At 38.5% G+C, this 22,245-nt stretch carries 23 protein-coding genes; 7 read left to right on the forward strand and 16 right to left on the reverse strand.

What is annotated here, in order from left to right:
• Positions 1-22 precede the first annotated feature (22 nt).
• From SB679_RS20485 to SB679_RS20530, 10 genes are all read right to left on the reverse strand, one after another.
• A complete protein-coding gene (locus SB679_RS20485; RefSeq protein WP_410704168.1) occupies positions 23-649 on the reverse strand; it encodes a TetR/AcrR family transcriptional regulator in 627 nt (208 codons plus the stop codon).
• 124 nt (positions 650-773) lie between these two features.
• Positions 774-1,166: a membrane protein gene (locus SB679_RS20490; protein ID WP_034713408.1), complete on the reverse strand. Its 393-nt coding sequence runs from the start codon at positions 1,164-1,166 to the stop codon at positions 774-776.
• Positions 1,167-1,183: 17 nt separating this feature from the next.
• Positions 1,184-2,182, reverse strand: a complete 999-nt coding sequence (locus tag SB679_RS20495; protein ID WP_410704169.1) for an SDR family oxidoreductase — start codon at positions 2,180-2,182, stop codon at positions 1,184-1,186.
• Between the two features lie 210 nt (positions 2,183-2,392).
• A complete protein-coding gene (locus SB679_RS20500; protein WP_410704170.1) occupies positions 2,393-2,689 on the reverse strand; it encodes a hypothetical protein in 297 nt (98 codons plus the stop codon).
• Between the two features lie 15 nt (positions 2,690-2,704).
• Positions 2,705-4,054 (reverse strand): S41 family peptidase, encoded by a 1,350-nt coding sequence (locus tag SB679_RS20505; protein WP_410704171.1) that lies wholly within the window; start codon positions 4,052-4,054, stop codon positions 2,705-2,707.
• A 28-nt stretch (positions 4,055-4,082) separates the two neighbouring features.
• A complete protein-coding gene (locus SB679_RS20510) occupies positions 4,083-4,823 on the reverse strand; it encodes a hypothetical protein (RefSeq protein WP_410704172.1) in 741 nt (246 codons plus the stop codon).
• A 197-nt stretch (positions 4,824-5,020) separates the two neighbouring features.
• Positions 5,021-5,941, reverse strand: a complete 921-nt coding sequence (locus tag SB679_RS20515) for a choice-of-anchor J domain-containing protein (RefSeq protein WP_410704173.1) — start codon at positions 5,939-5,941, stop codon at positions 5,021-5,023.
• Between the two features lie 77 nt (positions 5,942-6,018).
• Positions 6,019-7,308: a hypothetical protein gene (locus SB679_RS20520; RefSeq protein ID WP_410704174.1), complete on the reverse strand. Its 1,290-nt coding sequence runs from the start codon at positions 7,306-7,308 to the stop codon at positions 6,019-6,021.
• Positions 7,309-7,606: 298 nt separating this feature from the next.
• Positions 7,607-10,903, reverse strand: a complete 3,297-nt coding sequence (locus tag SB679_RS20525; RefSeq protein WP_410704175.1) for a TonB-dependent receptor domain-containing protein — start codon at positions 10,901-10,903, stop codon at positions 7,607-7,609.
• Positions 10,904-10,960: 57 nt separating this feature from the next.
• Complete coding sequence (locus SB679_RS20530; protein WP_410704176.1) at positions 10,961-11,908, reverse strand: FecR family protein; 948 nt, start codon at positions 11,906-11,908, stop codon at positions 10,961-10,963.
• A 243-nt stretch (positions 11,909-12,151) separates the two neighbouring features.
• Here SB679_RS20530 and SB679_RS20535 point away from each other — a divergent pair, with 243 nt between their 5' ends.
• Complete coding sequence (locus SB679_RS20535) at positions 12,152-12,778, forward strand: RNA polymerase sigma factor (RefSeq protein ID WP_410704177.1); 627 nt, start codon at positions 12,152-12,154, stop codon at positions 12,776-12,778.
• Between the two features lie 91 nt (positions 12,779-12,869).
• Here the strand turns inward: SB679_RS20535 and SB679_RS20540 are convergent, their stop codons facing one another.
• Positions 12,870-13,403 (reverse strand): hypothetical protein, encoded by a 534-nt coding sequence (locus SB679_RS20540; protein WP_410704178.1) that lies wholly within the window; start codon positions 13,401-13,403, stop codon positions 12,870-12,872.
• Positions 13,404-13,460: 57 nt separating this feature from the next.
• Positions 13,461-14,306, reverse strand: coding sequence for a helix-turn-helix domain-containing protein (locus SB679_RS20545; RefSeq protein WP_410704179.1), 846 nt, complete (start codon positions 14,304-14,306; stop codon positions 13,461-13,463).
• A gap of 74 nt (positions 14,307-14,380) precedes the next feature.
• On the opposite strand from SB679_RS20545, the gene SB679_RS20550 reads away from it, so the two are divergent.
• Positions 14,381-15,763, forward strand: a complete 1,383-nt coding sequence (locus SB679_RS20550; RefSeq protein ID WP_410704180.1) for an MFS transporter — start codon at positions 14,381-14,383, stop codon at positions 15,761-15,763.
• 40 nt (positions 15,764-15,803) lie between these two features.
• The gene (locus SB679_RS20555) at positions 15,804-16,193 is read left to right on the forward strand and encodes a hypothetical protein (protein WP_410704181.1); all 390 of its coding nucleotides are present in this window, start codon (positions 15,804-15,806) and stop codon (positions 16,191-16,193) included.
• A 72-nt stretch (positions 16,194-16,265) separates the two neighbouring features.
• Here SB679_RS20555 and SB679_RS20560 read toward each other — a convergent pair whose 3' ends face one another.
• Positions 16,266-16,886 (reverse strand): helix-turn-helix transcriptional regulator, encoded by a 621-nt coding sequence (locus tag SB679_RS20560; protein WP_410704182.1) that lies wholly within the window; start codon positions 16,884-16,886, stop codon positions 16,266-16,268.
• A 192-nt stretch (positions 16,887-17,078) separates the two neighbouring features.
• Between SB679_RS20560 and SB679_RS20565 the strand changes: the two genes are divergently transcribed.
• From SB679_RS20565 to SB679_RS20580, 4 genes are all read left to right on the forward strand, one after another.
• Positions 17,079-17,705: a superoxide dismutase gene (locus SB679_RS20565; RefSeq protein ID WP_410704183.1), complete on the forward strand. Its 627-nt coding sequence runs from the start codon at positions 17,079-17,081 to the stop codon at positions 17,703-17,705.
• Positions 17,706-17,734: 29 nt separating this feature from the next.
• Positions 17,735-18,232: a DUF2480 family protein gene (locus SB679_RS20570; protein ID WP_410704184.1), complete on the forward strand. Its 498-nt coding sequence runs from the start codon at positions 17,735-17,737 to the stop codon at positions 18,230-18,232.
• A 6-nt stretch (positions 18,233-18,238) separates the two neighbouring features.
• Positions 18,239-18,805 (forward strand): NADPH-dependent FMN reductase, encoded by a 567-nt coding sequence (locus SB679_RS20575; RefSeq protein WP_410704185.1) that lies wholly within the window; start codon positions 18,239-18,241, stop codon positions 18,803-18,805.
• Between the two features lie 172 nt (positions 18,806-18,977).
• Positions 18,978-19,325 (forward strand): 4Fe-4S dicluster domain-containing protein, encoded by a 348-nt coding sequence (locus SB679_RS20580; protein WP_410704186.1) that lies wholly within the window; start codon positions 18,978-18,980, stop codon positions 19,323-19,325.
• A 105-nt stretch (positions 19,326-19,430) separates the two neighbouring features.
• On the opposite strand, the gene SB679_RS20585 is transcribed toward SB679_RS20580, so the two are convergent.
• The 3 genes from SB679_RS20585 to SB679_RS20595 all read right to left on the reverse strand — a co-directional run bounded on the left by SB679_RS20585 (position 19,431) and on the right by SB679_RS20595 (position 22,061).
• Positions 19,431-20,582, reverse strand: a complete 1,152-nt coding sequence (locus tag SB679_RS20585; protein WP_410704187.1) for a tetratricopeptide repeat protein — start codon at positions 20,580-20,582, stop codon at positions 19,431-19,433.
• Between the two features lie 117 nt (positions 20,583-20,699).
• Complete coding sequence (locus SB679_RS20590) at positions 20,700-21,635, reverse strand: ketopantoate reductase family protein (RefSeq protein WP_410704188.1); 936 nt, start codon at positions 21,633-21,635, stop codon at positions 20,700-20,702.
• Between the two features lie 51 nt (positions 21,636-21,686).
• The gene (locus SB679_RS20595) at positions 21,687-22,061 is read right to left on the reverse strand and encodes a VOC family protein (RefSeq protein WP_410704189.1); all 375 of its coding nucleotides are present in this window, start codon (positions 22,059-22,061) and stop codon (positions 21,687-21,689) included.
• Positions 22,062-22,245 lie beyond the last annotated feature (184 nt).

The raw sequence follows: 22,245 nt of genomic DNA on the forward strand, positions 1-22,245 counted from the left end.
TCGAAAAATGAATAAAAAAATATTATCGGATTCCCCGATAATATAATTCACAGAATTGGTTAAGAACATCTTTTCCATCATCATCAGGATTTCCATGAACAACAAACTCTCTGTTGATCCCACGTATCGCGGAAAGAAAGAGAAAAATATTCTTTTCAATCTGATTAATATCCATGTCAGGAATTTCATTCCGTTGTATGGCATTAAAAAATACCTGTTGTAAAATAAGAATCTCTTTCTGCAGATATTTTTGGTGAATCTGTTTTTTAGCTTCCATATACTGGGAAAATGCCTCAGCATCCATACCGGCTTCCATGGCTTTATATAAGGATTTACGCTTTTGAACCATCTCAAATTTTGTATGGGTAAAAGCTTTCAGTTTATCCAGGAAAATATCATGTATGCTGAGCCTTTTTAATGTTTCAGTAACTACATCACTGATCTCAGAATCCAAAACTGCATTGAAGATTTCTTCTTTGCTTTTAAAATAATAATAAAGGGTACTTTTCCCTTTTCCTACCGCTTTTGCGACATCTTCCATGGTCACCATACCTAATCCGTGTTCCTGGAAAAGCTTTTGAGCAGCAGTAATTACCTGATTTTTAAAATTCTCGTTGGCCATACTTATAATCCTGATGCAAATGTACATATTTTTCGACTACATTTTAATATTGGTCTAAAATTTATATTATTTTTAACTAAAAAGAAATTCTTTCCCATTTTTGAAGATTATTTTTCAGGTAATTCCCCTTGTAATCTTAATAATAGTCTATTTATTTATCTGTTTTTGTAGAACCAAGAGCCCAGGCTATTAAAACCGGCTGAAAGAATAATCTCAGCAGTCTTTTATTATCAGTATCCAGACCGAAACCATCTTTCCGGTCTTTATACTGCGCAATATTTCCTGGGAATACCGCAGCGAAAAAAGTTCCTGCCACTTTTCCTACGATATCCTGTTGTTTTTCAGAAGCTCCAATTAATGCAGTTCCCAAAGCAATTTCAGCAATACCTGAGTAGAATACAGTATCATCTTTTTCAAGAGGTACCCATTCCGGCACCTGTGCTTTAAATTCTTTTCGGGCAAAGGTTAAATGTCCTATACCGGCTGATATTAAAAATCCGCCTAATGCATATCTTCCTATTTTTTTGATGAGTTGCGTATCCATGTGATTAATGTTTAAGTTTAACTGTCTTTTTTATCAGTGTGGCTTTTCAGCAGTATATAAGTTAATCCAATTCCAAGTCCTGCCAACAATGCCATTTTAGTATTTCGGGAAGGTACGGGAAGCATGGTTTCTCCATAAATTCTGTGGGGATTTTTGGATTCCTGCAGAACATTTCCGGGATCAGAGGGCGCATTTTTCATCTTCATCATGAGACGCATTCCTGCTGAAGCGATATTAATAATAGGTTTTGGGAATAGGCCGTATACGGTTTTAAGAACGAGTGAAGTGGTATCGGGAAAGAGGTCTTTTTGCGGACTTCTTGCGAGTTGTACTATTTTAGCGGCAGTATCGCGTGGATCGGCTGCAAATGGCGGTATTTTAAAATCCAGTCCGGAATATTTTGCGGAATGCATATTTCCTGTAGACTGCTGGATTTGCGGATAGAGATTACAGATGTGAATATCTTTAGAATCGGAAATTTCTCCATTCAGGCATTCCATCATTCCCCGGATCCCAAATTTTGTAGCGGAATAAACGGCACTGTAAGGCGCCGGCATAAAGCCTCCAATGGATACATTATTGATAAGAATTCCTTCCTGCTGTTTTTTAAAAATCGGCAGCACGCTGTAGGCACCATGCATGTATCCAAATAAATTGGTTTTTATGACCTGTTCATGAAGTTCCATGGGAATTTCCTCAAATTTTCCACTGGCCATGACGCCTGCATTATTAACCCAGATATCAATTCTTCCATTGAACTGTAAGGCTTCTTTGGCCAGATTTTCAACCTCTGATGCTATGGAAACATCGGTAACAACACCAATGACTATGGCTCCTAAATCTCTGCATAATGCTACGGTTTCATCCAGAGCTTCTTTTCCTCTGGCGGCAATAACGATATTACATCCTTCTAATGCAAATGCTTCAGCAGCAGCTCTTCCTACTCCGCTGCTTCCTCCTGTAATAACAACGGTTTTCCCGCTTATTTTTTGTGGTAATTGATCCTGTGATTTCATTTTGTGAGTGGTTTTAAAGTTTCAAGTAGTTAGTTATAATGAACCTATTATTGTGCCACAAAAATGAATATTATTCTTAAAATGTATAATTTTTGATTTAAAATTTACCAATAGACAGTAAATTCATTTATTTATTTCACTCCTTGTTTTTAATAATATCGGGAAGTTTGGAGCCGGAACTGGGAGGTTATTGTTGCTTCTAAACTCACATTATTTATGTATTTTCTTTTCCCTTTTGCGTAATTCTTCAGTTTTTTTTAATTCACGCATTTTTATGTTCAGCAGCTTGCGGAGATCGTTATTATATTTTCTGTAATTTTTTATAGTCTGCTCCAGTTTTCTTTTGGTAATCAGATAGTCTTCATACAATCCACCCAGTTCTGAAGCCCGGGAAATAATATCTCCGGACTGTCCATCAGCATCATCAGCGATTTGTTTTACTAACCAGCGGTAATGCTCCATCCTTTCGGTCAGGTTGCTGTGAAATTTAGGTTCTATTCCCTGCATAATTATATTTATTGATTAGTTTTCAATACTGATCAGCGGTGCATCACTTTGAAATATAATTTTCATTTTCTCACCGGATATTTCTTTGCTTCCCTGTTTTGAATAAATCGAATTGAGCACTGATGAAAGCAAAACCTCATCGGGATTTCCTAAAGGAAGTAAGGGCAACGATGCATATTCACTGACCGGTTTCTGTGGGGTAATTCCACTGCTGTATCCGCCTTCGTCATTGGCATTGAAAACTTTATAAATAACGGGATGAATCTGCCAGGAGATTTTACGCGGTTTTCGTTTATCTTCTACGGTAAATCCTGCCATATCTTTTCCCAGCGTGATGTCACCAACCTGTACGACCTGCATATACGGTTTAAGATTATTGATCACGATTTCAGAGGCTGATGCGGTACTGCCGGATGTGAGAATATATACTTTATTTATTCCCAATGCATTGGCCCGTAATGTAGTGAAACCCAGAGCACCGGGATCATAGGCAATCTGCTGAGAGAAGGTTCTCTTTACTTCTCCGCCGTTTTTATTTCCTTTATAGGTAATGAAATGGGAGCCGGAGGTGATGCCTGAAGGAATCAGTGTACAAAGTGCAGCCGCAGAGGCAACGGAACCGCCATAGTTGTAGCGGAGATCCAGAATTAAATCCTGTATTCCTGCTGCTTTAAATTCTGCAAATTTCTGATTGAGTATGGGAGTCATTCCATCAGGAAAATCATACACATACAGGTATCCTGTTTTTTTTCCGTTTTCTTCAAAAATTTTCGACATCACGGGCTGATCTAAAGAAAACCCGTAATAAATAGTCATATTTTTTTCGTTAATGACAGTGTCGTCTTTCCAGTCTCCCACGGTAAGTGTAAGGATGGTTTGCTCAGGAATGGAGGTGGTCAACTGTTCTGCATTAGAAGCTGTGACAGATGTTCCATTAATTTTCGTAATGATTTTTCCTCTTTCCAGTCCGGCATTCTGGGCCGGAGAATTTTTAAGGACAAGCTTGATAACAGTGACCACTTTACCCCCCGGTATTTGAAGAGTGGCATAATCAAAACCGTACATATTCCGTACTGAACGGGGATATGTCGAGGGATCATCTGTATTGACAATGAAGGAGAAACGGTCCTGGGAAGAGAGCAAACTTTTAAAGAAGTCTTTGACCGGCAGGTGATAATCCGGTTTTGCAGGCATCTGCTCTGCCCAATAGTAATACCGCCTCATACTGTCCTGAACCCAGACATTCACTGATTCTGTACTTCCTTCCGGAAAGTTGGGAATATCTTCATCCCTATCTTTGCAGGAAATGATAAAGACAGCGATTACTGCAAGTACCGGTACAGCATTTTTAAAAAAACGTATCATATTTTGAGTTGGCATACAATTCAATTCTTTATAAGTAATCGGCTACATCAATGTCGCCTTTAACAACTAATTTTCCGTTCTCCAATACTTCCTGAAGAACGATCATATTGGCGCCGATATCCTGTTTGATTTTAACTTTAATGATTTCAGAACCGATGTATGGATCTGTAGTTCCGGGTTTGTATAATTCCAGATATACGGGTGCTGAAGCGCTGAAAAAATTATATATTTTCACAGCCGTAAAATGATCTTTTCCGATGTTGTCGAATTCTGCAAGGACAACTCCGTTTTCTCTTTTCAACACTCCTTTTATATTTGTCAATTGGGAACCGGAATATTCCCCGAGATTTGGGAAAATAAATTCAAATCCTACTTTCCCAAGATTGACCTGAGGTTTTACAGCATAGGTTTGCAGAAAAACACCCGGAAGATTGAAGAAATTCAGATCTTTGAAATCCTGTATATTATGATAATTGATGGTGTATCTGGCTATTTCCGTATGGGTCTGATTATTATGAATGGTAAGCTGATCGGTTTCATTTTCGTCTACCACAAAACTCAGCCTGGTTTCTATTTTATTGGTATAGGAGGTATTTCCATTAATGGATACGGGAACTCCGTTCAGCCTGAGCTGAATGATATCCGGTTTGGAATATCCTATAATATTGATGTCCGCAGGCTTCTGCGCTTTGTCGTACGGCTGCATCACACTGCTGTCTGTACAGGAAAACAGGATGAACAGTACGATCAGTGTTACAATCTTTTTCATGGGTATTATATTAAATTATAGTGTATCGGTTTAAAACTATTGCCCTACCCAATCGCAGGACAATAGAACAATTATAAAAAAAACTATGTTGGATATATTTTTGAGTCAAAGTTTTTGCGGTCAGGCGTTTAACTTATCTTTATATAAATTGTATTTCATGGCAATTCCAGCGGAATTAGTTTTAAGGATAAAAAGACTTACTTTTTGATAAATTTCAGTCTTTCTGTGATAATTCCATCAGACACTTCCAGCATATACGTTCCGGTATACAGCATCATAACATTGATACTTTTTAAATATTGCGTCATCAAAACTTTTTGTCCGGCCATATTATATACGGCAACCTTTGTATTATTTTCTTTCAATGCTGGATTGAGTTTCAGCTGTAAAAATGCTGTTACAGGATTCTCCGCTACCTGTGTTTTGTTTTTATTTGCTTTGGTATCTTTTGTTACTAACAATGAAGTGGAAAAAATAGCCATCTCATCAATATTGATATTCTGCGAATTGGAAGCGGCTCCAGATGAAACTCTGTTGGACCAAAGTCCGATGTAAATTTTCTTTCCGGCGAAAGTTGAGATATCAATTAATGATTCAGCAAACTGAGTTAGGTCTGTAGGCAAAACAGCACTAGTTGCACTGAATTTATATAATGCCCCGCCTGTATTTTGTGCCTCTGTTGCCAATTGCTGGAAGTCAGACAATCCGGGAACCTGTTTTTGGGGAGTGCTCACAAAAATATACACATCTCTGCTCACACTGTTATGGGTAGATCTTTGTCTTCCGATGTATCCGGCTAATGTGATGGTTCCGCCCACTCCTGTAAGATCAATTTCAGGGGAAATGATCCAGTCATTTTCTGTGGCAAAATTTGTAGCATTTCCCGTAGGAACCAAATTGATAGAATGACGAAGAACGCCCGATGTTCCGTAGGTTAGTGCGGTACCGTTATGGTAAATATTCTGTCCCTGCATCCATCCGTTTCCGTTGCTGTTCAAATCATGGAACGTCCATCCCTGTAAAGCTGCTGCAGAATCAAAAGAATTACTCCAAACCACATACTGTGCAGCGATTGATTCTGATAAAAATACAATAGATAATAAAATTATTTTTTTCATAATACCAATTATTAAAGTTTTTGTTTGTAATAAAAGCAGGGAATAACAAGACTGCCTTCCCTGCTTTTTAAGTAAGTTTATTGTACTACTGAGAAATCATATTTTGTCCAGATTCCCTGGAAATTTCCACAGTTTCTTGGCGATACATTCCATCCTCCGTTGTTAAAGAATGGCTGTGACATTCCCCAAACTGAAGATGCTCCTGTTAATAAATTAGCAACAGGAATTCCCGCTGTTCCTGTTCCCAGAACAGCTGTTGAAAATCCGTGTACTTTAATCGTACTGTAAGCAGAGGCAGAAGATAATTCTGAACCTGAACCTTCTACTCTGATTCCTGTAGGATATCCTGTAACGACCGCATCATTTAACGTTAATCTACCATTTCTTCTGATATGGATTCCGTTTTCATATACTGCTCCGTTAGCTGTACTTGAAGCTCCTATAATCGTAAGGTTATTGATGACAGGATGAGTAAGCAATGCAGTAGAGGTACCACCGGCATTGTTATCTAGCTCGATACCGTTGGAATCAGGACTTCCACCACTTACGGTATGTGTAGAATTATAATCCGCTAAAGAAAGTGCACAGGTAATTGTTCCGGTGTACCCATTGTCAAAATCGAAGTTATCATCTTCTGCAGCAAAAGAAACCAGGTTGGAAGCGTTAACCGTACCTCCGAAGAATTCGAAAGAATCATCCTGACCGTAAGATACCTGGATATGGTCTAATGTTGTTCCGTTTCCGACACCTCCTAATGACAAGGCATTTACTTCGTTACCAGAATTAGCGCCTACAAAATCGTATCCGGCAAATTCAATACGAACATATTTTAATGTACCTGCATTATGGGCAGCATTGGTACCTCCAAAATAATAATCGCTACCTGTTAAACCTTCGATAGTCGTTGTAGTCGGTACATTGGTTGGTGCATCTCCCAAAATAACAACTCCTCCGAAATCTCCCGGCGTAGCTGTGGTATCTTCGTTTCCATCCAATAACTTATAACTTGTAAAAATAATAGGCTGAGATTCTGTTCCGGTAGCATTGATTTTACCTGTTTTAGTAATCACCAATATTCCTGAACCTTCTCCTATAGCGTTTGGTTTTGCCTTAATAAATGTACCTGGCTGTATGGTAAGCGTTGCTCCATCTTTAACGGTAACAATCCCGTTGATTTCTACCACTCCACTCCATGTCGTATTGGACGTAATGGCACCACTAACAGTAGTTACAGGAAGTGCAGAAGCCGTAATATATTCAGCAGAAGCTGATTTCATTTCAAACGGAGTTGATGAATCTGCTAATGAATCATGTTGACACGCAGTAAGTGATAATGTTGCTGCAGCGATCAAAGTTAGTTTTCTCATAGTTAAAGATTTTAGAATAATCAGATCGGTTGTTGATGTTTCAGACCTGATGATTTTTATTTTAGAAATACCCACCTCAGCATTTCTACGATTTGGTTAATTTTTTTTACCCTGCAATACCGGAGGAGCTGTAGTGCAACGTTTCCCAATTGATCTGTCCGTATCCGGGAACCACAACGGACATCCGGTTTTGCCTGAATCTGTACTGTTTTGCGCATGAACAGTAACTATTTGATTCATTCTCAGGGTACCGAAACCTGTACATTGCTATTCTGAGCTCTTTTCTTTATTGTATGTTTTAAAAAGTATAATTCACACTTACTCCCAATACCCTTCCGCTGTAGGCCCGAAAAAGTATTTTATCAATTCCTTTGTCGTATTTATCAGTAGCACCGGGCAGTAATCCCCACAATTCCCTTTCTGTTTGGGAAGCACCGCCTTTTGACACTGAGTAGGAATTGTAATTGTTGTAGTATTCCTTCACTCTGTTGAACAGATTTTTGACATTGAATTTCAGCTCCAGATTTTTATTTCTCAGGAATTTATAAGAGATCTGTGCATCTGCCACGGCATAGGCACGCTGTATTTCTTCTCCGTTGTACGCATAGCCTACAGTAATGTACTGGTCGCCTTTTGCATTGTATAAAAAGCTTAGTCCCAAACGATCTCCATCGTACATCAGGCCCAGGTTATAGGCATACGGTGTCTGCCCGTACAGAGGTCTTTCCACTTCATAGGTATCATCGGTGTCCATTGTTTTTTCCCTGTCTTTGAAAGCAATGACCTTCGTATTGTTGTAGGTAAAATTTCCGCTTATAAAAAGTTTCTCCAGGAAAGAATCCGTTGCAATGAATCCCAGGTTTTTTCTTATTTCCGCTTCAAACCCTTTCAGTTTGGCATTTTTTGAATTTCCGTTATAGAGGTATAAATTTCCTTCGTTGGAAATATATCCTTCCCGTTCAATGGGACGGTCGATATTTTTATAGTATAATCCTGCAGAGAATATCTCTCCCAATCCCGGAAACCACTCGAATTTAAAATCATAATTATTTACCACCGATGAAACCATTTCAGTATTGTAGATGAGGCCGTTGGCTACCGGATCAAAATAAGGTAATCCCGTTCTTTCATTAAACTGAGGACGGATTACCGTTCTGCTGTAGGCCAGCCTCAGATTTATTGTATTTGTGGGGCTGTATGTAAAATTGGCCGAAGGCATCCATTGCCAGGGTTTATCTTCAACCTCAGTTTTATTTACATTCCTTGAATCTTTGGGATCCAGCTGCTGGGAAATAAGATCATACTTGAAATATTCTGCCCGGACTCCCCAGACCAGCCTCAGTTTATTTTTCCAGCGGTTGTCAAACATCACATACATCGCATGCTGTTTCACTTTCCCTTCATATTTTTCGTTTTTATAGAGCGGTCTTGTCTGCCATCCAATTCCTCCCGGTACATAATGAGAGCCGTTAAACCACTCAGCAAGTGAGCCGTCCAGGGTCAGCATATTGTTTCCGCCGTTCGGTACGTCCCTGTTTTCATCTACCCGTAATAAAAATTTCTGCTGCTGATTGGTATTGCTTTTTGAAGCTCCTGCATATCCAATTTTCAGATCATTTTTAAAGTTGCCTGTATTTCTGTTCCATTTAAGGGACCCGCCGTAATTATAATCTATTTCTTTGCTTTCGATATACCCTCTGGAGAAATCACTTGAGGAATTATTAATCTGATGATAGGTTAAAATTTCGCTTCCTATGAAATCATAAAAAGTCTGATGTTGTGTATAATCTTTGGTATCCGAAGAAACTCCCGTTCTTGCTGCAAACCAATCGACATCCAGATTTCCTATTTTGTGATTGCCTTCCAGCTTATTCTGTAAAAGGGTCTGGTAGATAGGATAATCCGTATTGTCTGTATAAGGTTTGTCTAAAGATTTTATTTGGGAAGGGTCATTGTTCGGGATGACTCCGTTATAAAAATAATTATAGGAAGTTTCGGCATTGGCAGGCATTCCGCTTCCGCCGGTATATTCATTCCAGCCTGTAATTCTCGTTAGGGTATTGTCATAAATATGCGTGTACGAGTTTCGGAAAGAAAGCCTGTTTTTACCAAGCTGCAATCCGAAATTCAGCATGCCCGCTACCGTAGAATTATAGGTGTAGGAAGCTCCTTTATTTTTAAAATTGTAAAATTTAACGGGTGCTGCTCCTTTTTCCTGCCAGTCATTGATAAGTTCAGTCGTATCCAGCCAGTTTCCTCTTCCTGTATGATCAATATCCAGCTTATTCTGTTCATTTCTTATCGTAAAAGCTCCTGCAAAGCCCCATTTGTTATTGCTTTTAAGCTTAAAGCTTCTTCCCAGGGCCAACTGCATATTGGAACCCAGATCTGCTTTTGTTCCGTAGGTTGTGAAATTATCATTGACAAATTGTTTAGACTGGGTAAAAAATAAAGGATTGTTCCAGTCCATGGGTTCGAGTCCTTTAGGGAAATTCCTCGTTCCGTCATCATACCCGAAATAATCATATTTACCCTGTTTACGCGTCAGAAATTCTTTAAATGTTGAAAGGTCATTATAAGAGGAACCCACACTTACCGTCGTAAAGTTTTCATTAGGAATATCTTTTGTTTTTACTTCCACATACCCCCCGGCAAAATTGGCATTCATATCAGGAGTGGCTGTTTTGCTTACCACAATACTCTCCACCATCGCGGTAGGAATAATATCAAATGAAAAATTCTGGTTATACGCTTCCGTACTCGGCAAACTGATTCCGTCCATTGCTGCCGTATTCCAACGTTCTCCCATGGAACGCACCACTACATATTTGTTATCAATGGTTGTGATTCCCGTCACTCTTTTCAGCGTTCCGCCCACGTCATTATCAGGGGTTTTGGAGATCTGTTCCGCAGAAATACCGTCACTCATCTGGGCCGCTCTTTTCTGCTGGGCGAGTAATCCTGCCTGGGTATCAGTCTTTCTGTTTCCCGTAATGACTACTTCTTTGATATCTGTTATTTTATCTGAAGCGGGCTTTAACGCAAATGAAATCATATTTGTTTCATGAGTACGTACTGACAGCTTTTCTACCCGTAAACTGTTGAATTTTGTAGCTTTTATCATCAAAACATATACTCCGGAAGGCAAATCCACCACAAAATCACCATTATTATCCGTTACTACAGTCTTTCCTGCCACTGTAATCTGTGCTCCCACTACCGGGTTTCCAACTTCATCTACAATTTTCCCTGAAATTCTACCTTCTCCCGCTACGGAAACAGTTGCTCCTTCATATTTAATTGAAATAAGATCCCCACGAAGGCGAAACGCCACCGGAAGTCCGTTTACGATATCTTTCAGACAGTTATTCACAGGAATATTTTCACATTTCACTCCTTTTACTTTCAATTCTTTAATATCCATTTTTGAATAGGCCAGCCGCATTCCTGTTTTACCAGCAAAGTCTTCCAGGACTTCAATCAGCGGTTTGCTGGCAGGGACCGAAAACGATACCTTTTGTATCAGTTCCTGTGCTTCTGCTGTCACCGTAAAAAATAGTACCGCGGTGGTAAACCCGCATTTCAAACTTTTCATCTTCACTTTCTCTTTTTAATTTTATGTATCTGATTATTGTTTTTTGATGATCGGATCTTATTTTTTCAGGGTATAGATGCGTTTTTCTTTTTGTACCTCCAGCCCCAGTATAAAGGCCAGTGCGTCCATATTTTCATCCGTACTGCCTCCCGTAAAATCTGCGGTGATCTTCTTTTCTGCTGCTTCCGAAGGATACAGGATACGTATTTCATCATTTTTCTGTAAAATATCAACGACTTGTTTTAACGGAACATCATTAAAGCTTAAGGACAACACTACCGGATGTTTTTTACCGGATATTTTTGGTACGATCAGAGAAACAACTGCTGATGTATGGGCTATCCCGAAGTTGGTCCATTTCTGATGAGGTGTAAGATAAGATACTGGAGTTCCGGACGAGGATACTGCCACTTTCCCTTCGTAAAGCTCTACAGCCTTGGTGATTCCCGATTGGGAAATTTTAAAAACCGTTCCCAATACTTTGGTGCTGAAACCATCAGCACGAACGATAAAAGGATGGATTTTAGATTTGGCTACAGAAAAGATAGCATCTCCCTTTAAGTTGACCACCCGGGTTTCTGCAGGAAAAGACTTTTCTACCGTAAGTTCAGCACCCCGTAAAAGTGTTACGACTGAACCATCTTCTAAATGTACAGTACGCGTCCCGGATTCTGCAGTATAAATATCTGCTTTAAAGAATGTTTGGTACGCAAAAATACCTCCCAACGAAAGGAGTAAAATAATGACTGCAGCAACTTTATATGCATAGTTCCTAAAAGTAAGACGTGGAGCTATGGTAACGGGCTGTATAAAATAAGGTTCCAGCAATGATAGAACCCTTTCTCTGGATTCCTCCAAATGGGTTTGGTCAAGGCTTTTTTCTGCATGTGCTTTCCAGATGGTTAAAACTTCCGTTTCTTTTTCAGAAATGGTCTCGCCTGATATTTCCCGCTTCCAGAGTTTGAAGACAAAAGCTTCGGTATTTTTATATTTTAAACTTTTCATACAGTATTTCATTGGCATCCACAGATGCTGCTATCTATAAGACTATGAAAATGAAATACTTCCCTAAGCTATTCGTAACATTCTATTAACTTTACACGAGCTTATCAACAATTTTGAGGGATTTTATCTGTTTTATCAACATTCCCGTCATATTTACCTGCTGATTTTCAGAAATAATTAATCTTACCTTATTGAAAGTTCACAAAAAGTTAATTTTTCTTTAGGTAATTTTGCGGTACAACTATGACACCTACAGATTATACTTTATTAAAGAAAATAAAATCAGGCGACCGGCCTGCCTTTATGCTATTGTATGAACGGTACTGGGCCCATCTCTACCGCTTTGTTTTCGTAAGAACCAAAGACAAAGAGATCTCAGAAGAACTTCTGCAAAACCTTTGGATAAAGATCCTTGAGGATACGGCCACGATACAGACAGATGAATCGGAAAGCGCCAAAGGTTATCTGCTTCGTTACCTGCATTACAGGGTAATTGATCATTATAACAGCTATAAAAAAACGCCTTCAACAGTAAGTATTGATGAGTTTGATATTCCAGCGGTGGCAGAGAGTACGGATACCGAATATTTTGAAATCCTTGAAGGAAATGAAATCTCTGAACTGCTGTCTATGATTGATGAGGTAGTTAGTCAGCTTTCTTCTACCGAACAGCAGGTTTATGATATGAGGATCCGGAAAAACATGTCTGTGAATGATACGGCAGAAGCTTTAGGAATAAGCAGCAAAACCGTCAGTAATAAGCTTAGCAAAGCTCTTGGAGAAATCCGGGAACAGCTCAACCCAGAATATCAGTCTTCTAAAAAACTGGTTTCTATATTGATGCTGATGGAGGTGCTGACTAGGTATTGATTATAATAAAAAAAGATAGAAATTATAATCCATCAGAAAATTTATTGCCAATGAATTGATAGAAAAGAGAAAGATAAAACAGATTTTTCACCTACCCTAAAGCCAAAAGTTCCTTCCCTTTAAAAACCCACTTGTCATTTACCTGCTTAAAATAATAAATTTCATATTTTGCTCCGCTTCCTAAAGATTTAACAACCTCAACAGCAGCATATTGACTGTTTTTGCTAATAACCAGATTAACAAAAGAAACATTGATTACGTCATTGCGGCTTTTAGAAGTATTATCACTGTTAAAAAAAAGTCGATACTCACCAATCTTTTTTTGGGGTATTTCTGCCAGCTTTATAGGATCATTATCTATTTTTTCATTGCTTAATTTAAACTTATCCTGAAATTTTTTAATTACAGTTTCTTGGTCAGCCTTAATCTCGCCTACATATTGATAAATGGAAACATCCAAAGGATTACCAGATAATTTGAAATAATCTAAATGATCTAACAGTATTGTGAAATTTTGTGTAATTAATTGTTTTCCCAGCTGCGTTTTTTGTTTATTATTCTGACATGAAAAAAGTAAAAAAAGCAGCAGATACTTAAAATTTCCAAGTATGTCTATTTGTTTCATATTATTACTATTAATTTAATCATAATCAATTCATTACCATCGTAAACACTTTCACTTTTAGATTTTCTTTCGATATTCCCCCGGCGTCATTCCTTTATGTTTTTTAAAGAGCCTTGAAAGGTGGCTTTCATCACTGAACTGAAGGTCATAGGCGATTTCAGCAAGCCTTACACTGCTGTACCTCAAATAGGTTTCTACAAGTTTGAGACGGTAATCCAGCAGATAGTCCTGATAAGCTACGCCAGTCTGCTGTTTAAAATATTCTCCAAAATAATTTTTGGAAATCCCAAAATGAGCAGCAACTTCCTGAATACGTGTTTTCTCTTTATCTTTTATGTGCTGTTGAATATAGGTGATGATTTTCATGATAGAAAAAGCCTTGGTGTTTTTCTGCAGATCGGAAGTTTCACTTTCTATAAGATTTCTGGCGATAAGATTTAAAAGTATGGAAATGCAGTTCCGGATAATCAGATAATCATCAGCAGCACTTCTATATTCTCTTGCAATTTGCAGGATAAGCATTTCCGCCAATCTTTCATCATCCCGGTTCCGGAATATACATCCAGCCCTGGCATGATAATGATTACTAATGTACTGGAGTTTGTAAAGATTTTCACAGCTTTCTATACGATCTGCTTCCATCCTGATCCTGTCGATAAATTCTACCGGACATTCTATAACGATCAGTTCCGCATCTTCACTGGTAAAATGATACAACTGATGCTGAGGAATCATAAAAAGCTTGTTTTTTGTAAAAGTAATGGTATGGTCTTCGTACACCAGCTTTCCGGTTCCGGCAGCTACATATACAAAGGAAAGAAAAGCCTTTGTTTTCAAAGCAATTGCTTCATTCTTTACCCTGAGTTCTTTTACTTCAATACGTTCAACAGATAAAACCTTCATCTAATCATACTAATTATTCCTCCAAAAGTACAATTTAAATAGTATAATTGAAGGTTAATTTTGCAAAAAAAAAGATGAATTTGTATCCAAAAAGATGGCATGCGCTGGGATATCTGATTGCCGGGGCCTTTCTTTCCCCACTGGATTATTTTATTGTTAATATGGCACTGCCTTCCATACAAAAAGCATTCAGAGCCAGTGATCAGCAGCTTCAAATGGTCATTGCCATTTATGGCCTCACCTATGCTGCTCTGGTTGTTTGCGGAGGACGCCTGGGAGATCTGTATGGGCGGAAGAAGATATTTACTTTGGGGCTATACCTCTTTTTATTGTCTTCCATTGCCTGCGCCTGTTCTCCCGACATTGGATTTCTGATTATTTCCCGACTGTTTCAGGGTATCGGAGCTTCGCTTCTTGCCCCGCAGGTATTGGCTTCAATCCGTATTTTATTCAGTACCGGGGAACAGCCTAAAGCAGTAAGTTTCTTCAGTTCTGTATTCGGGCTCGCTTCCGTTGCAGGGCAGCTTCTCGGTGGTCTGCTGCTTAATCTTCATTGGATGAAGTTGTCATGGGAAATGGTATTTCTTGTGAATGTGCCTATTACCCTTATTTGCATTACAGGTATTCATTTTACTATGGATAATACACCTGAAGAGAAAAAACAGAGTATTGATTATAGAGGAGCATTATTATTAATATCAGGATTGCTGGTCCTGATCTGTCCTCTTATTTTCGGACAGAAATACCATTGGGCATGGTGGATATTTGGTCTTATTTCTCTTGGTTTATTGTTACTGATTATATTTTTAAAATATGAAGTACAACTGCAGCAACAAGGAAAACCTGTTTTGATTGACCCTGTGCTGCTGCGACACAGGCCCTTTGCCTTATGCCTCTCCGTTATTTTCTTTTATAATTTCACATCAGGCTTATTTATATGCTATCCCTATTATTTGCAGCAATTTCTTTACTTAAACCCTGTTGAAACAGGACTAGCCATTATTCCCTATGGAGCTTCTTTTTTCCTCGGCCCCTTCCTTATTCCAAGAATACAATACCCGCCCAGTGCCATGATATTTTTAGGACTGGGATTCCTGATCAGCGGATTCTCGCTGACCGCTTTATATTTTTATTTCTATCAGCAACCCGGCTTTACAACCAATATCACCTTATTTTTAGCGGGTTTGGGTCATGGAATTATCATGCCTGTCATCATGCGGGAATCCATTTCTCTTGTGACAAAGGATAAAGCAGGCCAGGCATCAGGACTGATCAGCATTGCTATTCAGGTGGGAAGTGTGACGGGAGGTACTGTTATTGGGACGCTATTTTTCGGTACTATAGAAATTTTCGGATTTTCCAAAGCTTTTGCGCTGGCTATAGGCATGATCGCTGTCTTTCAGGTAGCTGGAATATTCAGTACGACTCAGCTTCTCAAATACAATAAAAGCCTCTAAAACTTGATGAATTACCCCTAAATATTATAATTTTAACCTTATGAATACTACAGAAAAAATTAGTAAAGAAGTGAAAGGATTCCATGAAGATATTGAAAAATGGTTCCACGGACAGGAAAAAGATCAGGATAGTCTGTATGAAAAGCTTTTGTCCGGTTTTGCACCCGATTTTACAATGGTGAATGGTAATGATGATATTATTTCTTTATCTGCCTTTGCTGAATGGCTACCAGGAGTATACGGTAAGTTTCCTGAGCGTCGTATTATTCTTGAAAATATTGAAATAACCCATACCGAAAGCCATGGACTGGCTTCCTATATTGAGATCCAGATCACGGGTGATGCTACGACGAGACGTCAGTCGTCCGCAGTATTTCTGGTGAATGAGGAAAAAGCAGTATGGCTTCACCTTATCGAACACTGGATTTAGTGCTTGTTCCGGAAAAGTTATCCCGTAAGATAAAGGTCCGGAAACAATATTATTGTAAAGAAAGTTTATAATTTACTGAGTGATTTTATACACACAACGCTGTGCTCCTGAAAGAATATGCTTCACGCGGTCTACTTTGTAAGGGCTGCCGATCAGGTTTTGAAAATTAGATAATTCGGCACGGCAAAATCCCTGACATTCAGCAGCAGCGGCACATATCGGACAGTGATTTTCAATAAGGAAATATTCACCCTCTTCTTTTTTCCATTCTGCCATATATCCTTCTTCCGTTCTGATATTAGCCAAAATTTCCAGGCGCTGTTCCAGTGATTCTGCTTTTTCCAGTAGTTTTTCATACCGTTCATAGGTATTCTTTTCACGGTCATTGATTAACAAATTCAATGCATTTTCACCCAACAGATTTTTTACCGATCTCAGCAGCTGAACGGTTACATCGGCGTGCATATCGGGAAATTGTGCAAAGCCTTTTTCTGTCAGGGTATAATAGGTAGAAGGTCTTCCGACTCCTTCACTTTTAGCAACAGATCTGATCAAACCTTCTTGTGAAAGATTCAGTAAATGTTTTCTCGCCCCTTCCTTTGTTATGGCTAATTCTTCAGAGATTAAAAGCGAAGTCGCCTCTCCTCTCATCTTTAAAAACATTAAAATGCGTTCTGCTGCCGGTTTTTTCATTTGACAATACTTACGTTGTTTTATTTTAAGACAACAAATATAGTCATTTTCTATAATCTCCAATTTACAAGCATAAATCAATATTGTACAGCCAGTTATCAAATGACTGCATAATTTAATTAAACAACTTAAAGGTTGCTTAATTAAATTATAGTATTACCTTTGTCACCTACTAATCAAATAAACTACGTTATGAAACCATTTACATTACCACAGCTGCCTTATGCTTATGATGCACTGGAACCTTTTATTGATCAGGAAACGATGACCATTCATCATCAGCGTCATCATCAGGCCTATGTTGATAATCTGAACGCAGCTTTAGAAAAAAGCAATGAAACCACTACTGATCTGGAGGCTCTATTACAAAGAATAAGTGAATACAGCCCGGCAGTAAGAAACAACGGCGGCGGACATTATAATCATTCTTTATTCTGGGAACTTCTTTCTCCTGAACCGAAGCATATTCCTGAAGGAAAATTGGCAGAAGCTATTGATTCAGCTTTTGAAAGTTTAGAAAACCTAAAAGCAGAAATGAAGAAAGGCGGTTTGGGACAATTCGGATCTGGATGGGTGTGGCTGTATGTAAAATTCAGCGGTACTCTTGCCGTAAGCTCAACACCGAATCAGGACAATCCTATGATGGATATACAGTCAACAAACAGAGGTTTTCCCATTCTGGGAATTGATGTATGGGAGCATGCCTATTATTTAGCATATCAGAACAAAAGAGCCGATTATTTAGAAGCTTTCTGGTCCGTACTGGATTGGTCTGTTGTTGAGAAAAAATATGAAGAAGCTCTTTCAAAAATCAAATAACAGATCGGTATCTGATTAAAATATATATCATGGATCAAGTATTCGTTAACAAAGCAGCAGCCTCGGGAATTATAGCCATTGACCTGTTACTCTATAAACCTTCGATTGAAGTACTGGAATTAGATATTAAAGATCATCTTTTCATGGGAATGATTGTGAAAGAAAAGGAGTTTAAAGATTCCGTTTCGGCAGTAGATTTTTCTATGTATCAAGGGAGAGCAGTGGCTGTATGCTGTTCCGTAGATGCTATCATTCCGCCCTGGGTATATATGATGCTGATGGAAAAGCTGTATCCACATGCCATTTATACTGATCTGAACACTTCTGACATCGTAATTCTGGATCTATGGAAACAAAATCTTATCCGTGCAAATCTGGAACCGTATAAAAATCAGAAAGTGGTAGTCCGGGCAGGAACAGATATCCCTCCTGCCCTATACCTTCTGGCTACCCAACTGTTGAAACCGTTAGTCAAAAGTCTGATGTACGGCGAAATTGGCCTGCCAAAGATAATTTTCAAAAATTAAAACAAAATGAAAGCACTTATATTTAACGGAGCGTTAGAAAGAAGACCATTTTCTACGTCAGGGCTCCTTACTACCTATTTTACAGAGAAACTCAAAATGCTGGGGATTACTCATGAAACTTTTGCGCTAGCAGATTCAGGTATTCCTCTTTATGATATCACCCTTACCAAAACGCCGCTGGCCGTAGAGCGTATGACTCAATTGTTTCTGGATGCAGATATTCATTTCTGGCTGGCACCGCTTTATCATGGAAGCATTCCGGGAGTAATGAAAAACTGTCTGGACTGGCTTGAAGTCACTGCGGATGCACCACAGCCTTATTTAACCGACAAAACGGTAGGAATGGTATGCTGGGCGGATGGTCTTCAAGCCATGCAGGGCATTAATACAATGGACGCTATTGCCAAGTCATTACGGGCATGGCCGCTTCCCTTCAGTGTTGCTATGATTCGAACGTCTTTATTCGATCAGGAAAATAGAATTACCCCGATGTATGCTGATAAACTCGACCGGCTGATTGACATTGCAACCACCAAGAAAATAGAAAAAATTGTACTTGCGGATAGTTTATAGATAAGATAAACAGAACTCCGTAGCTATTGTTCATTATTTTTGATTACATTTAGTAAAGGGATTCTAAAACAAAATCCTGTTGAAAGAATCCCTTTTTGAACAATTAAGATTCGGAGCATTGTTCATCATCTCTTCAAATTAAAAAAGTAACTGAGCCTAAATAATTAACAGCATGGCAATAAAAATAACAGACGATTGCATTAACTGCGGTGCATGTGAGCCTGAATGTCCTAATTCAGCTATTTATGAAGGTGCCATTGACTGGCGGTGGCAGGACAAAACAAAACTTTCCGGAAAAGTAATTTTTCCTGACGGTACAGAAAAAGATACCAGTGCTTTCAACGAGGCTGTTTCAGATGATGTCTATTACATCGTTGCCGGAAAATGTACGGAGTGTAAAGGATTTCATGAGGAACCGCAGTGTAAAGCGGTATGCCCGGTAGATTGCTGCGTTGACGATCCTGACCATCGTGAAACAGAGGAAGTCCTGCTGAGCCGGCAGAGATTCCTTCATACCTAATCAAATTTATAGTTACCTGTCTCATCATAATATAACCACTGTTTTGCAGTGGTTAATTTGTGTAAATAAATAGGTAAAGCAATATATTCCCGCAAAAACAGCTCCTTACCGAACTTCTTTAGGATTGGCTAAAGCGGTTATCCTGAATTTTGCATAATTAATCTGCTCTTTTTCTTTTTCCTGATCCGGTTTGTTTTTCAGGTACATCGTATAATAATTGACTGCATTTTTAGGCTGTTTTAAATTGAGGTCATACAACAGGCCCAGCCGATAATAAATAACATTACTGGTTGTAAAAGTCAGACCTCTTTTATACGCAGCGAGAGCATCTGGAAATTGATTTTTAGCCTCGTAAATTCCTGCCAATGCAGCATAATAGACCGAAATGTGATCTGAAACAGCTTCATCTATCGTTTTCTGGGCATACAGAGCAGCCTTATCATATTCTTTCAGTTCGCGATAACTCAAAGCCATATAATATAAAGTTCCTTCATTCTGAATATCCAAAGCTTCTAACATGCTATAAAAACTGATACATTTCTGATAGTCTTTAAGATAAAAATAAGCCTGTCCCATATCATTCATTACATTCGGATCAGCATTTACTTTCATTAGTTTTTCTCCTGTTTCAACAACTTCCTGGTATTTGCCCAATTGATTTGCCAGTGATAATTGACTCTGCTGCAATGTGAAATTTTCCGGATCCGCAGCAATGGCAGTTTTCAGCACATCATATCCCTGCTGATATTGTCTGAGATCACGGTACAGCATCGCCAGATCATAGGCCGCATCTGGATCTGCAGGATTCAGGGTATTGGCTTTTTTGAGGTAAGAAAGTTTTGTTCCAGGCTTATCTTCAAATACCGCCAGTTGTTTATAGGCATTGAAATTGAGGCTGTCCAGCTGGATAATCTGCTGAAGATAGGATTTGGCTTTCGTGGCATTCTTCCGTCTGGAATTGATATGAGCCAAACTAAAGAGAACCGGGAGGTTGCTGGGTTCTATAGCATTTACTTTCAGGTAGTTTTTTTCTGCTTCCTGTAATTTTCCGGCCATCATATTGCAGTAGGCCATTTGGGTTAATGCTTTTATATCCTGTGTGTTTTCAGGGTAGATGCTTTGCAGGTATTGGGCAGCATCCGCGTAACGCTGTGTTTCGTAATATCCGAGGAGTTTTTCTTTATCTATATCTGCTTTTTGTGCAGCTGCATTATGAAAAATGCATACCATAAAAAGCAAGGGAAGCCCGATTTTCATATGCTGTGATTTTTAACCAAATTATCAGTTATTTATTAAGCCACCAAATTTTTCTGTTATATTATGATCTATATTCAGCTCATTTTAAGAAAATTTGGTGGCTTAAACAGCACTCCTTTATTTTGCTTTTACTTCATCGTATATCTTTTGAGTATTAGGTGTATCTACATGAAGTTTCGCACCCAGTTGTAAGACGGCACCGCCTAACAATTCCAATTCATTATTTTCTTTTCCTGAGTTGACATCCAGTTGTAACGATGTAGGAGTTTCAGGAGGAAATCCGGCTGCTTTTTCAAATGTCTTTTCAATAATATCCTTTTGAAGAGGAATATTTTTACGGTCAGCAATCTGCTGTATTTCCTTCATGATTTCCTTGGCTTCCTGTTTCTGCAATTCGTCCGTACAAACTGTACCAATGGAAGAATTATGCTTTGCCGTTACCAGTCCGAAGCTTGATATGAAAATAAACTTTGTCCAGATATCCGTTAATGAATTGTCCTTAAAATCAAGATCAATTTTACTTTCTCTTAATAAACTGACAATCCAGTCCACATCTGCCGAAAAATGCTCCGGATCTCGTCCTACGATCATCTTTCCAGCCTTTCCTTTATGTTCTACCACTCCTTTTTCTTTGATATGGGAAGCTACATAAATACAGGTTGGCAAAATAACGTTATCAGGAATTACTTTTCGTATTCTTTCGTAAATATCAGCCCCATTCATCATTGGAAGCAATACTGTATCTTTATTGATAACCTGCAACAACTGGCTGCAGACATTCTCCAGATCATATTCTTTCACACAGATCAGAACCAGATCAGGATTTTTAATATCACTGATATGCTGCACTACGGCATCGGGATGCGTCTGGCTTACGGGATGCTCAGGAGAAAGTAAGGTTAATCCTTCTTCTTTTACTTTTTTATAGGTTTCTCCTCTTGCAATAAAGGAAATGGTATGGTGTTGCAGAGTTTCATTAGTTTGGTTAATTTTAAAACCAAAATATCCGCCTACGCCACCAAGTCCGGCGATAACAACATGTTTCTTATTCATTAATTTATTTTTAAAATGCTTCCAGTTCTGAAAGCAAAAAGTTGATGATCTTTATTTCGGTTCCCACAATTCTATTTTGTTGCCTTCCGCATCAAGAATGTGAACAAATTTTCCAAAATCATAGGTTTCTATCTTGTCTACAATGGTTACGCCTTCTTTTTTGAGCTCTTCCACCAATCCTTCCAGATCTGCAACTCTATAATTGATCATAAAATCTTTTGAAGAAGGCTCAAAATATTTTGTATCGGCAGCAAAAGGAGTCCATTGGGTAGCTCCTTCCTTTGTCGTATCGGATGCTTCCCGCCACTCAAAAGTTGCTCCATAATCGTTGGTGTCTAAACCAAGATGCGTTTTATACCATTCTTTCATTTTGTTTGGATCTTTGCATTTAAAAAAAATACCTCCAATTCCTGTTACTTTTTCCATATTTTCTGTTGTAATTAAAATTTCAGGCAGCATCATCACCGAATGATACCAACACAATTGATAAAATTATTACTATTTTTTTATTTTCAGGCAATATTTTATGCTTTACATAGTTTTTATGTAGAATTCCGGACCACCTTTTATTCAAACTTAGAATCCTTAATTAAAGGTAAACGATATCTCT

Source organism: Chryseobacterium sp. SIMBA_029, from assembly GCF_046535275.1.
Classification (GTDB): Bacteria; Bacteroidota; Bacteroidia; order Flavobacteriales; family Weeksellaceae; genus Chryseobacterium.

Excerpts from the sequence above, each read along its gene's own strand:
- SB679_RS20485 (WP_410704168.1), bottom strand. The coding sequence starts at position 649 with ATGTACATTTGCATCAGGATTATAAGTATGGCCAACGAGAATTTTAAA.
- SB679_RS20490 (WP_034713408.1), bottom strand. The coding sequence starts at position 1,166 with ATGGATACGCAACTCATCAAAAAAATAGGAAGATATGCATTAGGCGGA.
- SB679_RS20495 (WP_410704169.1), bottom strand. The coding sequence starts at position 2,182 with ATGAAATCACAGGATCAATTACCACAAAAAATAAGCGGGAAAACCGTT.
- SB679_RS20500 (WP_410704170.1), bottom strand. The coding sequence starts at position 2,689 with ATGCAGGGAATAGAACCTAAATTTCACAGCAACCTGACCGAAAGGATG.
- SB679_RS20505 (WP_410704171.1), bottom strand. The coding sequence starts at position 4,054 with ATGATACGTTTTTTTAAAAATGCTGTACCGGTACTTGCAGTAATCGCT.
- SB679_RS20510 (WP_410704172.1), bottom strand. The coding sequence starts at position 4,823 with ATGAAAAAGATTGTAACACTGATCGTACTGTTCATCCTGTTTTCCTGT.
- SB679_RS20515 (WP_410704173.1), bottom strand. The coding sequence starts at position 5,941 with ATGAAAAAAATAATTTTATTATCTATTGTATTTTTATCAGAATCAATC.
- SB679_RS20520 (WP_410704174.1), bottom strand. The coding sequence starts at position 7,308 with ATGAGAAAACTAACTTTGATCGCTGCAGCAACATTATCACTTACTGCG.
- SB679_RS20525 (WP_410704175.1), bottom strand. The coding sequence starts at position 10,903 with ATGAAAAGTTTGAAATGCGGGTTTACCACCGCGGTACTATTTTTTACG.
- SB679_RS20530 (WP_410704176.1), bottom strand. The coding sequence starts at position 11,908 with ATGAAAAGTTTAAAATATAAAAATACCGAAGCTTTTGTCTTCAAACTC.
- SB679_RS20535 (WP_410704177.1), top strand. The coding sequence starts at position 12,152 with ATGACACCTACAGATTATACTTTATTAAAGAAAATAAAATCAGGCGAC.
- SB679_RS20540 (WP_410704178.1), bottom strand. The coding sequence starts at position 13,403 with ATGAAACAAATAGACATACTTGGAAATTTTAAGTATCTGCTGCTTTTT.
- SB679_RS20545 (WP_410704179.1), bottom strand. The coding sequence starts at position 14,306 with ATGAAGGTTTTATCTGTTGAACGTATTGAAGTAAAAGAACTCAGGGTA.
- SB679_RS20550 (WP_410704180.1), top strand. The coding sequence starts at position 14,381 with ATGAATTTGTATCCAAAAAGATGGCATGCGCTGGGATATCTGATTGCC.
- SB679_RS20555 (WP_410704181.1), top strand. The coding sequence starts at position 15,804 with ATGAATACTACAGAAAAAATTAGTAAAGAAGTGAAAGGATTCCATGAA.
- SB679_RS20560 (WP_410704182.1), bottom strand. The coding sequence starts at position 16,886 with ATGAAAAAACCGGCAGCAGAACGCATTTTAATGTTTTTAAAGATGAGA.
- SB679_RS20565 (WP_410704183.1), top strand. The coding sequence starts at position 17,079 with ATGAAACCATTTACATTACCACAGCTGCCTTATGCTTATGATGCACTG.
- SB679_RS20570 (WP_410704184.1), top strand. The coding sequence starts at position 17,735 with ATGGATCAAGTATTCGTTAACAAAGCAGCAGCCTCGGGAATTATAGCC.
- SB679_RS20575 (WP_410704185.1), top strand. The coding sequence starts at position 18,239 with ATGAAAGCACTTATATTTAACGGAGCGTTAGAAAGAAGACCATTTTCT.
- SB679_RS20580 (WP_410704186.1), top strand. The coding sequence starts at position 18,978 with ATGGCAATAAAAATAACAGACGATTGCATTAACTGCGGTGCATGTGAG.
- SB679_RS20585 (WP_410704187.1), bottom strand. The coding sequence starts at position 20,582 with ATGAAAATCGGGCTTCCCTTGCTTTTTATGGTATGCATTTTTCATAAT.
- SB679_RS20590 (WP_410704188.1), bottom strand. The coding sequence starts at position 21,635 with ATGAATAAGAAACATGTTGTTATCGCCGGACTTGGTGGCGTAGGCGGA.
- SB679_RS20595 (WP_410704189.1), bottom strand. The coding sequence starts at position 22,061 with ATGGAAAAAGTAACAGGAATTGGAGGTATTTTTTTTAAATGCAAAGAT.